At 71.0% G+C, this 11,198-nt stretch carries 12 protein-coding genes and 2 pseudogenes; 6 read left to right on the forward strand and 8 right to left on the reverse strand.

Annotation, left to right across the window (positions count from 1 at the left end):
- Positions 1–94, reverse strand: a pseudogene (locus tag AB0N66_RS42065) (lipoate-protein ligase B); the annotation flags it as partial.
- A gap of 6 nt (positions 95–100) precedes the next feature.
- On the opposite strand from AB0N66_RS42065, the pseudogene AB0N66_RS42070 reads away from it, so the two are divergent.
- A pseudogene (locus AB0N66_RS42070) lies at positions 101–1,294 on the forward strand (SARP family transcriptional regulator); the annotation flags it as partial.
- 52 nt (positions 1,295–1,346) lie between these two features.
- On the opposite strand, the gene AB0N66_RS42075 reads toward AB0N66_RS42070, so the two are convergent.
- Positions 1,347–1,766, reverse strand: coding sequence for an ATP-binding protein (locus tag AB0N66_RS42075; RefSeq protein ID WP_365446168.1), 420 nt, complete (start codon positions 1,764–1,766; stop codon positions 1,347–1,349).
- Between the two features lie 245 nt (positions 1,767–2,011).
- Here AB0N66_RS42075 and AB0N66_RS42080 point away from each other — a divergent pair, with 245 nt between their 5' ends.
- Together AB0N66_RS42080 and AB0N66_RS42085 are read left to right on the forward strand one after the other, a co-directional pair.
- Positions 2,012–2,863, forward strand: a complete 852-nt coding sequence (locus AB0N66_RS42080) for a helix-turn-helix transcriptional regulator (protein WP_365446171.1) — start codon at positions 2,012–2,014, stop codon at positions 2,861–2,863.
- Positions 2,864–2,871: 8 nt separating this feature from the next.
- On the forward strand, positions 2,872–3,060 hold the full coding sequence (locus AB0N66_RS42085) for a DUF397 domain-containing protein (protein ID WP_365446173.1): 189 nt from the start codon (positions 2,872–2,874) through the stop codon (positions 3,058–3,060).
- 18 nt (positions 3,061–3,078) lie between these two features.
- Here AB0N66_RS42085 and AB0N66_RS42090 read toward each other — a convergent pair whose 3' ends face one another.
- Complete coding sequence (locus AB0N66_RS42090; protein WP_365446176.1) at positions 3,079–3,543, reverse strand: cupin domain-containing protein; 465 nt, start codon at positions 3,541–3,543, stop codon at positions 3,079–3,081.
- 116 nt (positions 3,544–3,659) lie between these two features.
- Between AB0N66_RS42090 and AB0N66_RS42095 the strand changes: the two genes are divergently transcribed.
- Positions 3,660–4,214 carry a GNAT family N-acetyltransferase gene (locus AB0N66_RS42095; RefSeq protein WP_365446179.1) on the forward strand — a complete coding sequence of 185 codons (555 nt, stop codon included), beginning with the start codon at positions 3,660–3,662 and terminating at the stop codon, positions 4,212–4,214.
- A 217-nt stretch (positions 4,215–4,431) separates the two neighbouring features.
- Here AB0N66_RS42095 and AB0N66_RS42100 read toward each other — a convergent pair whose 3' ends face one another.
- The 5 genes from AB0N66_RS42100 to modA all read right to left on the reverse strand — a co-directional run bounded on the left by AB0N66_RS42100 (position 4,432) and on the right by modA (position 8,618).
- On the reverse strand, positions 4,432–5,154 hold the full coding sequence (locus tag AB0N66_RS42100) for an alpha/beta hydrolase (protein WP_365446182.1): 723 nt from the start codon (positions 5,152–5,154) through the stop codon (positions 4,432–4,434).
- Between the two features lie 233 nt (positions 5,155–5,387).
- Positions 5,388–6,458 carry an ABC transporter ATP-binding protein gene (locus AB0N66_RS42105; RefSeq protein WP_365446185.1) on the reverse strand — a complete coding sequence of 357 codons (1,071 nt, stop codon included), beginning with the start codon at positions 6,456–6,458 and terminating at the stop codon, positions 5,388–5,390.
- Positions 6,455–6,817 carry a hypothetical protein gene (locus AB0N66_RS42110; RefSeq protein WP_365446188.1) on the reverse strand — a complete coding sequence of 121 codons (363 nt, stop codon included), beginning with the start codon at positions 6,815–6,817 and terminating at the stop codon, positions 6,455–6,457. Before AB0N66_RS42110 ends, AB0N66_RS42105 begins: the two co-directional genes overlap by 4 nt.
- Entirely contained in the window at positions 6,814–7,629 is an 816-nt protein-coding gene (gene modB / locus AB0N66_RS42115) for a molybdate ABC transporter permease subunit (RefSeq protein WP_365446191.1), read from the reverse strand. Before modB ends, AB0N66_RS42110 begins: the two co-directional genes overlap by 4 nt.
- A 185-nt stretch (positions 7,630–7,814) precedes the next feature.
- Positions 7,815–8,618: a molybdate ABC transporter substrate-binding protein gene (modA, locus tag AB0N66_RS42120; protein WP_365446194.1), complete on the reverse strand. Its 804-nt coding sequence runs from the start codon at positions 8,616–8,618 to the stop codon at positions 7,815–7,817.
- Positions 8,619–8,780: 162 nt separating this feature from the next.
- On the opposite strand from modA, the gene AB0N66_RS42125 reads away from it, so the two are divergent.
- Both AB0N66_RS42125 and AB0N66_RS42130 read left to right on the forward strand, forming a co-directional pair.
- Positions 8,781–9,716 carry a LysR family transcriptional regulator gene (locus tag AB0N66_RS42125; protein ID WP_365446197.1) on the forward strand — a complete coding sequence of 312 codons (936 nt, stop codon included), beginning with the start codon at positions 8,781–8,783 and terminating at the stop codon, positions 9,714–9,716.
- Between the two features lie 123 nt (positions 9,717–9,839).
- The gene (locus tag AB0N66_RS42130; RefSeq protein ID WP_365446200.1) at positions 9,840–11,015 is read left to right on the forward strand and encodes an NAD-dependent formate dehydrogenase; all 1,176 of its coding nucleotides are present in this window, start codon (positions 9,840–9,842) and stop codon (positions 11,013–11,015) included.
- Positions 11,016–11,198 lie beyond the last annotated feature (183 nt).

Consider the following 11,198-nt stretch of genomic DNA (forward strand, 5'->3'; position numbering starts at 1 on the left):
CGATGGTGACGTCGCGGCCCAGCTCGGCCGCGAGCGAGGCCACACCCGCGTCGCGGATCCCGCACGGGATGATCCGGTCGAACCAGACGTTGTCCAGACACAGGCCTCCGCCGCCTACGACCGCGCCGTCGGTGCAGGCCCACGTGCTCGGCTGGAGTCGGCGGTCGGGCTGATGCGGAACCTCGCGGTGACCGGCGGCGGGGGGCTGGAGGCGGCGCGGGAACACCGTATGGCGGTGGTCGCGGCGGCGGAGGAGTCCGGTGACGTGGAGCTGACCGCCCGGGTGATCGGCGCGTACGACGTCCCCGCGATCTGGACGCGCGCCGACGACCCGGAGCTCGCCGAGCGGCTCGTCGCGGCGGCCGAACGGACCCTCGCCGCCCTGCCGCAGGGCCCGGCGTACGACGGGGCGCGCTGCCGCCTGCTGGCCACGATCGCGCTGGAGATGCGCGGCACGCACGCGCCCCGCGGACCGGAGGCCGCCCGCGAGGCGGAGGGGATCGCCCGACGCCTCGACGACCCGGCACTGCTGGTGTTCGCCCTGAACGGGGTGTTCATGCAGTCCTTCACCCGGGCCGGTCTCGCCGCACGGCGGGACGGGATCGGCGCGGAACTCATCGCCGTGTCCGCGCGGCACGGCCTGACGACCTTCGAGGTCCTCGGTCATCTCATCCAGGTCCAGTCCCGTAGCGCCCTCGCCGACTTCCGTACGGCGGACGAACACGCCGTCGCGGCCGACCGCCTGGCGGAGCGTCATGAACTGCCGCTGGTAGGGGTGTTCACCGAGTGGTACCGGGCGCTGCGGCTGGCGGCCTCGGATCACCCGGAGGAGGCCGAGGCCGCCTACCGGGCCGCCGCCGCGCGGCTGGACGGCGCCGGGATGCCGGGCCTGGAGCGCGGTCTCCTCGCTCTGGCTCTGCTGAGCCTCCGGGTTCCGCCGAGCGGCGCGGACCCGGACGCGGACTGGGGTCCGTACCGCCCCTGGGTCGAACCGCTGGTCCTCCTGGAGGCCGACCGCCGCACCGAGGCCCAGGCAGCACTGCACGCCCTCCCGGAACCACCCCGGGACCTGTTGTACGAGGCCCTGACCTGCCTGGAGGCCACCGCCGCGCTGGCCCTCGGCGACAACCGGGTACTGGCCCGGACCCACGCCCGTCTCCGCCCGGCGACTGCCGAACTCGCGGGCGCGGCAAGCGGCTTGCTGTCACTCGGCCCCGTCGAGCACTGGCTCACGCAGATCGAGACGGCACTGCGCACTCCGAGGTGGCCACCGGACACCGGCGACGAAGGATGACGCCGGAGCGTCGGTGCTCGGCAGAGTCCTCTTTCGTGGGTCGAAGAAACGTTCAGACCGCCGGGGTCAGTTCGCACCAGATGTACTTGCCGGTGCCGGCGATGTTCCAGGTGTCTCGTTGGTGGACCCATCCCCAGGTGTCCGCGCAGCTGTGGACGAGGGTGAGGCCGCGGCCCGTTTCCGCGTCGGGAGCAGTGTGCCGGGAGAGGCGGGGCGGTGCGGGGTCCGCGTCCCAGACGCCGATGCGCAGGACGCAGCCCTCCGCGCGGAGCCGTATGGCGGCGGGGCCCTTCGTGTGCTGTACGGCGTTCGTTACCAGCTCGGTCGCCACCAGCTCGGCGGCTTCCGTGAGGTGGGGGAGGCCGTGGGCGGCGAGGATCAGGCGGAGGGTGCGGCGGCACATGGTGACGGCTCGGGGGTCGTTGGGGATGTAGAGGGTGTATTCCCAGGGCTCTTCATTGGCTTCGGGCATGCGTGGACTCCGGTTCGTGGTCAGTGGGTTGGAGTGCGCGGCGGTCGTTCGGGCGGTGGCATGTCGCCGCCGTCATGGCAGGGCGGGGCGGTGCGCTTCCGGGGTCCCGGGGTTCCGCAACGTGTGCGTCGCATCACCGACGGTAGAGGAGAGATTTCTCCTCGCGCAAGCCGTTCGCGTAGCCTGACACCCGAACGAGGGCCCCAAGAGGGCTTGTGAACAGTGTTGTTGAGGGGATGAACAGGATGGCGCCGAGGAGTCAGCCCACCGCCAGGCAGGTGCGACTGGGGACTGAGCTGCGCAAGCTGCGGGTATCGGCGGGGATGTCGGCCCGCACGGTGGTGGAGGCCCTCTCGTCGACCTCGGCGCAGATGAGCCAGGTTGAGGCCGGGCTGTCAGGGGTCAGCGAAGAACGTCTGCGTAGGCTCGCGGCTCTCTACGGGTGCGCAGACGAGGCGTTGGTCGAGGCCTTGGTGGCGATGGCAGCCGATCGCACGCGTGGGTGGTGGGAGGAATACCGGGGAGTGCTGCTTCCGGAGTTCCTGGACTTGGCGGAGCTGGAGTATCACGCCCGGTTTCTGCGGGTCATCGGTACCGCGCATGTGCCGGGCTTGCTTCAGACCGAGGACTACGCGCGCGCGGTGTTCGCGTTCTGGGTTCCGGAGCTTCCGGAGGGCGAGTTGGAAGGGCAGGTTGAGCACCGGTTGCGGCGCAGGCAGGTGCTTGCTGGCGACCGTGCGGTCGAGTACGAGGCGGTGGTTCACGAATCCGTGCTGCGTACGCAAGTCGCTGACCGCCGTGTGGCCCTGGCTCAACTGGACGAAGTGCTCCAGCAGTCGGAGCGGCCGAACGTCACCGTACGTGTGATCCCCTTCGACACGGTTGGCTTCGCCGGTGCGAGCGCCGCGCTGTTCTACGCGGGCGGGCGCGTACCCGCGCTGGACACCGTGCAGCGGGACACTCCGTACGGCACCGCGTTCCTCGACGACGCCTCCCAGCTCCTCTCCATGCGAACGCTCTTTCGTAAGGTGGAGGCGCTGTCGCTCGACCCCGTGAAGTCCCGTGACTTCATCCACCGTTTGGCGAAGGAACTGTGAGGTCCCCCATGGCGCAGCCCCTCGACTGGCAGAAGTCGTCGTTCTCCGGTGGCGCGGCCGGAAACGAGTGCGTGGAACTCGCTCAAAGCGACCGTACGTTGCTCCTCCGTGAGAGTGACGACTCCTCCCGCGTCCTCCCCGTCACCCCGGACGGGCTCGCCGCGCTGCTGGCCCGAATACGCGCGTCGCACGCCTGACCGGCACCGCCCTGGGCCTCAGTTCCCGGAGTCGATGAGCCGGAAGTCCGCGTAGTCGAAGCCCGGCGCCACGATGCAGCTGACCAGGACCTCCTGATCGGTGGCCGGGCGGGCGGACTGCCAGACACCGCCGGGTACGAGGGCTTGGGGGCGTTCGCCGTTCTCCACGGCGGGGCCGACGCGGATGACTTCCGGTGCCTGGTCCGGCTGGTCGGCGTCGCCGCCGAGGAGGAGCTCCAGTGGGCCGCCGCGGTGCCAGAGCCAGAGTTCGTCGGAACGGACCGTGTGCCAGGCGGAGGTGTCGCCCGGGCCGAGCAGGAAGTAGATGCCGGTGGCCGCGGCACGGGGGCCGGGGTAGCCGTCGGGGCGGAAGGTGTGCGCCGCCTTCCATGTCTCGATGAACCAGCCGCCCTCCGGGTGCGGTTGCATACCGAGCGCGGCGGCCAACGCCGGTGTCTTGGAACGGGGTTCAGGCGAAGTCATTACATGCGTCTATCACGCAGACCGGAGCGGTTCAACGTGCGGCCGACGAGCGGTCGGTGTGTTGATCGGCTTGCGTATCTTGATCGCTGTCGCGCCTGCTGGCTAGGTTGGCCGGTATGACCGATCGCCGACCCCTCGCCTGGCCACCTGCCCCGATCAAGACCGAGCGGCTCGTACTCCGTGAGTCCGAGGCCCGGGACCGTGCGGCGGTCATCGAGCTGAACGCCTCGCCAGAGGTGGGCACTTACCTCGGTGGCCCTCGACCGCGTACCGAGCTCGAACGCACGATGCTCGAGGTACCCGGGCGGCGCCCCGGCTTCTTCGCGGTCGAGCTCGACGGAGCGGTGATCGGCACGGTCGAGCTCGACCCGCACGCCCCCGAGCTTCCGGCCGGCAACCGCCGCCGTCGGGAGGCCGGGGGTACCGAGCTCGGCTACTTGTTTTTGCCGCAGGCGTGGGGACGCGGGTACGCCACCGAGGGGTGCGCGGCGGCCCTCGACTGGTTTGCCGGCGCCCTTCCCGGTGAGCCGGTGGTGCTCTACACCCAGACCGCCAACGCCCGCTCGATGCGCCTCGCGGAGAAGCTCGGGTTCACCGAGCTGGAGCGATTCGAGGCGTACGGCGCCGAGCAGTGGTTCGGTGTGTGGTCTTCGGTCACGCCGCCCGCTTGAGCTCTTGGAGGGCCGACCGACGGTGGCCTGGGCTACCGCTCAAGCCCGATCGAGCCTGCTTGAACGGTACGGGCGTTTGACACCTGACCCAGGCGTCCACGCCCTCGCACCGCTCCGACCGGCGGTACCGCCATCGAGGAGGGCCGGGACCTGTCCTCGATGAGCGGCATCCTGGCCGGCACCGCCTAGCGTCTGCTGCCCGCCGGACGGCCCGGCCTTACTTCAGGTGTCGGTCCAGGAACCGGCACCCGTCCTCCAGCTCGAACCACGGTGTGCCGGTGTGCCCGCCCAGATTGGCGTGCAGCGTTTTCTCCTTGCTGCCGAAGGTGTCGAACAGGTCGAGGGCCCGTTGCCGGGGGTTTCCTTCGTCGTCCCACTGCAACAGGAACAGCAGCGGAATGTTGACCTGCCGGGCCTCCTCGCGCTGGGCACGGGGCACGTACCCCCCGGCGAAGAAGCCTGCGGCCGCGATGCGCGGCTCGACCACCGCCAGCCGAATGCCGAGGGCGGTCCACCCCCCGGAGTACCCGACCGGGCCGCCGATCTCGGGCAGCTCAAGGAGGGCGTCCAGCGTGGTCCGCCACTCCGGGACCGCGTTTTCGACCAGCGGGCCGATGAAGGACTCGAAGATCTCGTCGACCGGCTCGCCGGCCTGCATCGCCCGCCGGAGGTCGGCACGGGCCTGCTCGTCGGTGGCGGAACGCCGGTCACCGCACCCGGCGGCGTCGATGGTGGCCACCGCGTAGCCGCGCGCCGCGGTGTACCGGGCCCGGGCCACCAGGCGGGGTTCCGCCTTGGGCAGGCCGTTGTTGTGGGCCATCAGGATCAGCGGAGCCGGTGCGGCGGACTCAGGCGTCCACAGAGTGCCGGGGGTCTCGCCGAGGGAGAATTCGCGTTCGAGGACGCCGTCGTCGAGGCGCTGTTCGGAAGTGAAGTGCATGGTCGTGCCTTTCGGGAGTGCTCAGAGCGGCGCTCCCGGACGACCTAGCGTCCGACCGTGACCCCGGAGGGGAGCACCCATGTCGATACAGCGTTCACGGGTACCACCTCCTCGTTCTCTCGCACGGCCTCCGGAAAGTTAGCAGTGGCCGCCATGGTCCGCCAACGGGTTTTTGCGGAGGCTCCGTGGTGGGCCGGGCGTGCCCCGGGCTCTTGGCCACCACGTAGGACAGCTCACGCCGGATACGCGTGCGTCTGCGCCGCCTTCACCGTCGCCCAGACGGGCGCGCCCGGGTGCAGATCGAGTTCGGCGGCGGCGACGGTGGTGAGGTCGGCGGCCAGTGCGAGTTCGCCGGTGAGGTCCGCGCGGATCTGGTCGCCGTGCGTTTCCAGGCCGCTGACCTCGCAACTCCACAGGTTGCGTGCGCTGGAGCCGGTGGGGCGGTCGCGGTGGAGAGTGACGGCGCTAGGCGGGAAGGCCACGAAGACGGGACCGGTGAGGTCCTCGGTCGTCGTGATCGCCGGGCCCGCGTCCAGCCGTACCGTGTGGCCCTCCGCCCGGCCCCGGTAGAGATTGAGGCCGACGAGCTGTGCGATGTAGTCGGTGCGCGGATGGCGCGCGATGTCCGACGGGCTTCCGTCCTGGACCGCGCGGCCGTCCTCGATGACGACCAGCCGGTCCGCCAGCACCATCGCGTCCAGCGGGTCGTGCGTCACCAGTATGGCTACGGCCTCGAAGTCGGCGAGATGGCGCCGGAGTTGGGCCCGTACGTCGAGGCGGGTGCGGGCGTCGAGCGCGGCGAGCGGTTCGTCGAGCAGGAGCAGCCGGGGGTGGGTGGCCAGCGCGCGGGCGAGGGCGACGCGCTGGGCCTGACCGCCGGACAGCCGGCGGGGCTTGGCGCCCGCGTGGTCGGCCAGGCCCATGCGGTCCAGCCACTCGGCGGCCTGGGCACGGGCCTCCGCCTTCGGTACGCCCTGGCAGCGCGGCCCGAAGGCGACGTTGTCGAGTGCGGTGAGGTGTGGGAAGAGCAGGTAGTCCTGGAAGACGACGCCGACGGGACGGGACTCGGGCGGCGTACGGTCCAAGTCGCTGCCGTCCAGGCGGAGATGACCGCCCGCGGAGAGCGGGGTGAGTCCGGCCAGAGCGCGCAGCGCGGTGGTCTTGCCGGCGCCGTTCGGGCCGAGGAGCGCGACGACGTCGCCGGGGGCGGCGGTGAGGGTGACGTCGAGGTGGAAGGAGCCGCGGTCGACGACGAGGCGGGTGTCGAGTCCCTTGCCGGACGCGAGGGATACGCCGGTCGTCATGAGACCTCCGTCGTGCGGGGTACGTCGGTCGTCGTGGCGCTCGCTTTTGTGCGGGGTTCGTCGGTCGCCGTGACGCTCGCTGTCGTTCGGGGTTCGTCGGTCGTCAGGGCACCTCCCGTCGTGCGGGGTTCGCCGGTCCTCCTGAGACCCGCTGTCGTGCGGGGTTCGTCGGTCGTCAGGGCACCTCTCGTCGTGCGGGGTTCGCCGGTCCTCCTGAGACCCGCTGTCGTGCGGGGTTCGTCGGTCGTCAGGGCACCTCCCGTCGTGCGGGGTTCGCCGGTCCTCCTGAGACCCGCCGTCGTTCGGGGTACGTCGGTCGTCACGACACCGCCCGTCACGCCGGATACGCCGGTCCTCATGACACCCCCGTCATCCAGCGGTCCCGCAGGCACGCGAGGACCGCGATCGATACGGCGAGCAGCACCAGGCTCAGGGCGATCGCGGCGGCCGGGTCGTTCTGGAGGGCCAGGTAGACCGCCAGCGGCATGGTCTGCGTGCGGCCGGGGAAGTTGCCCGCGAAGGTGATCGTCGCGCCGAACTCGCCGAGGGCGCGCGCCCAGGCCAGCACGGCACCTGCCGCGACGCCCGGCGCGATCAGTGGCAGCGTGACCCGGCGGAACGCGGTGAAGCGGGAGGCGCCGAGGGTCGTCGCGGCCTCCTCGTAGCGCGGATCGGCGGCCCGTAGCGTGCCCTCCACGCTGATGACCAGGAACGGCATCGCCACGAACGCCTCCGCGACGATCACCCCCGCCGTGGTGAACGGCAGCGTGATCCCGAAGGCCGAGTCCAGCCACTGCCCGACGACACCGTTGCGGCCGAGGGCAAGGAGCAGCGCGACACCGCCGACCACCGGGGGAAGGACGAGGGGCAGGGTGACCAGGGCTCGTACGAAGCCGCGTCCGGGGAAGTCCGTGCGGGCAAGCAGCCAGGCGAGGGGCACCCCGAGGACCAGGCTCACCGCGGTGGCCGCCGTCGCCGTGATCAGCGACAGCTGAAGGGCCTGCCAGACCGAGGTACTGGTCAGCTGGTCCGGGAGGCTGCGCCAGGGGGCCCGTACGAGGAGGGCGACGAGGGGGAGCAGCAGGAAGGCCAGCCCTACGAGGGCGGGCAGGAGGAGGGGAAGCGGCACCCCGCCCCGGATGCCCGGCACTCGGCCCCGGATGCCCGGCACTCGGCCTCGGGAGCCAGGCACCCGGCCGCGGGAGCCTGGCACCCGGCCGCCGGAGCCCGGCGCTCGGCCCCGGATGCCCGGCACTCGCCCCCGGAAACCCGGCCCCCCGCCCCGGACACGCCGACGCCGCGGCCCACCCATGAGGGTGTCGGTCGCGGCGTCGGACTTGTCGGGGGCGGGCTCGGTCACGGCTTCAGGAACCCCGCCGCCGTCAGCACCTTCTGGCCCTCGGCGGACTGGACCAGCGCGATGAACGCCTTCGCCGCGGCGGCGTTGGGCGCGTCCTTGAGCAGGGTGATCGGGTAGTCGTTGATGGCCTCGGCCGACTCGGGGAAGTCCACGCCCTCCACCTTGTCACCCGCCGCGTTCACATCGGTCTTGTAGACGACGGCGGCGTCGGCCTCCTTCAGCTCCACCTTCGTCAGGGCGCTCTTGACGTCCTGCTCGTAGGAGACCGGGGTGAGCTTGATGCCGCTCGCGTCCAGCGCCTTCTGCGCGGCGGCGCCGCACGGCACGGTCTTGTCGCAGAGCACGACCTTGAGGCCGGACTTGGTGAGGTCCTTCAGTGAGGCGATCTTGTCGGGGTTGCCCGGCAGGGTCGCGATCTCCAGCTGGTTGCGCGCGAAGGTCGCGGGCGTGCCGGACGTGTCCTTGGCGTCCGTCACGATCGCCATCGTCTTGGGGCTCGCGGAGGCGAACACATCGGCCGGGGCGCCCCCGGTGATGCTCGCGGCGAGCGTGTCGCTGCCGCCGAAGCTGAACGTCACCTTCGTACCGGGGTGGGCCTTCTCGAAGTCCTTGCCCAGCGTCGTGAAGCTCTCCTGGAGCGAGGCGGCGGCGAAGACGGTCACCGTGCCTGAGAGTGCCGGGGAGGCGGAGGCCGAGGTGTCCGAGGACGACGATGACGACGAGTCGGAGGAGGAGCAGGCGCTGAGCGCCAGGAGCGCGGCGGCGGTGCCTCCGGCGAGGCGTACGGAACGGGTGAACACAGGACTACTCCCTCGGGCAGGTATGTGCGGATCATACTTCCGCATATGCGAGCTGTAAGTCTCCTGTCGCATTGCATGAGCTGGTTGATCAGCCGGGAGTCTTGGTATGTGCGTTCGTACCGGGCCGCTGTCGCCCGAGTACCGTCGTCGCGGAGGTGACTGATGCTGCTGCGTCAGCTGGAGTACCTGGTCGCGCTCGCCCGGGAGCGGCATTTCGCGCGGGCGGCGGCCGCCTGTTTCGTGTCGCAGCCGTCGCTGTCCGCCGCGATCCGGCGCCTGGAGCATGAGCTGGACGTGCCGATCGTGCGGCGGGCCAGGCGGTACGAGGGGCTGACCCCGGAGGGCGAGGTCGTCCTCGCCTGGGCGCACCGCATCCTCGCCGAGCGCGACGCCCTGCGCCAGGAGCTGTCGGCGCTGCGCGGCGGTCTGACCGGCACCCTGCGCCTCGGCATCGTCCCCACCGCGCTGCCTGCCGCCTCCCTCCTCACCAACCCGTTCTGCGAACACCACCCGCAGGCCCGGGTCAGCCTGGAGTCGCTGTCCTCCGCCGAGATCACCCACGGTTTCGCCGAGTTCGAGCTCGACGCGGCGATGACGTATCTGGACGACGACGAGCTGCGTCACGTACGCCGGTTTCCGCTGTACGAGGAGCGGTACGTGCTCCTCACTCCCGTCGACGGCCCGCTGGCCACCGCGTCGACGGCCCGCTGGGCGGACGCGGCGGCGCTGCCCCTGTGTCTGCTGAGCCCGCGGATGCGCAACCGCCGGATCATCGACGAGTGCTTCGCCGCCGACGGCGCGAAGGCCGCGCCCGCGATCGAGTCGGACAGCGTGGCCGGGCTGTACGCGCATCTGCCGGGCGGCCGCTGGTCCAGCGTGATCTCGCATGCGTGGCTGCACATGTTCGGCGTACCGGAGGGGATGCGGGTGGTGCCGCTGAAGGGTCCGGCGCACGGGCCGCGGGTGGGGCTGGTGGTGGCCGAGGGGGATCCGCAGTCCGTCCTGGCGGAGGCCTTGTTGAAGGTGGCGCGGGAGGCGGGAGTTCGCGACGCGCTGGACGCGCTGCTGCATACGTATCTGGAGGAGATACGGGAGTGACGCGGCCGCCTGGCAGATAGCCGCCGTCTATCTCGGCATAGCAACGTTCGCTTTGACCTGCGGAATCGACCCCGAGGATGGTGAAGAGCACCTTCATACAACGGAGTTGAGGAGAGCCGCGACATGGCCAAGGTGCTCTGCGTTCTGTACGACGACCCGACCGACGGATACCCGAAGACGTACGCCCGGGACGATCTGCCCGTCATCGACCACTACCCGGGCGGCCAGACCACGCCCACCCCGAAGGCGACCGACTTCACCCCCGGCCACCTGCTCGGCAGCGTGACCGGCGAGCTGGGCCTGCGCCGCTTCCTGGAGGAGCGCGGCCACACCCTCGTCGTCACCTCCGACAAGGACGACAACGACGGGAGTGGCTCGGTCTTCGACCGTGAGCTGCCCGACGCGGACATCGTGATCTCGCAGCCGTTCTGGCCGGCGTATCTGACCCCCGAGCGCATCGCCGCCGCCAAGAACCTGAAGCTTGCGGTCACGGCGGGCATCGGCTCCGACCACGTCGACCTCGACTCGGCCATCGCGCGCGGCGTGACGGTCGCCGAGGTGACGTACTGCAACAGCATCAGCGTCGCCGAACACGTGGTGATGATGACGCTCTCGCTCGTACGGAACTACCTCCCCTCGCACCAGGTGGTCCTGGACGGCGGCTGGAACATCGCCGACTGCGTGGCCAGGTCGTACGACCTCGAAGGCATGCACGTCGGCACGGTCGCCGCCGGGCGGATCGGGCTCGCGGTGCTGCGCCGCCTCGCGCCCTTCGACGTGAAGCTGCACTACACCGACCGTCACCGCCTGCCGCGCGAGATCGAGGAGGAGCTGGGTCTGACCTGGCACGAGAGTTCCCAGGACATGGCCCCGCACTGCGACGTCGTCACCATCAACGCGCCGCTGCACCCGGAGACGGAGGGGCTGTTCGGGGACGAGCTGCTCGGTGCGATGAAGCGCGGCGCGTACCTGATCAACACGGCCAGGGCGAAGATCGTGGACCGGGACGCGGTCGACCGCGCCCTGCGGAGCGGGCAGTTGGCGGGGTACGCGGGTGACGTCTGGTATCCGCAGCCCGCCCCGGCGGACCACCCCTGGCGCACCATGCCGCACCACGGGATGACCCCGCACATCTCCGGTTCCTCGCTCTCCGCGCAGGCCCGTTACGCGGCCGGCACCCGAGAGATCCTGGAGTCGTTCTTCGACGGCACCCCGATCCGGGACGAGTACCTGATCGTCGACGGGGGCGCGCTGGCGGGCACGGGGGCGCACTCGTACTCGACGTCGACGACCACCTGACAGCGATCCAAGAGTGACCTGACAGCGGTCTACGGGTGACCTGACAGCGGTCTACGGGTGACCTGACGTCGACCTGACGGAGGCGTGCCCTGGGCGGGTCTTGAGCGTGCCCTAGGACGCCGGTCGTACGCGTTGCCGCCGCTCGGCGCGGCCGGGTCGTCGACACCGCCCGGCATCACGAAG

The sequence above is a fragment of the Streptomyces sp. NPDC093544 genome (genome assembly GCF_040683495.1).
Taxonomy (GTDB): Bacteria; Actinomycetota; Actinomycetes; order Streptomycetales; family Streptomycetaceae; genus Streptomyces.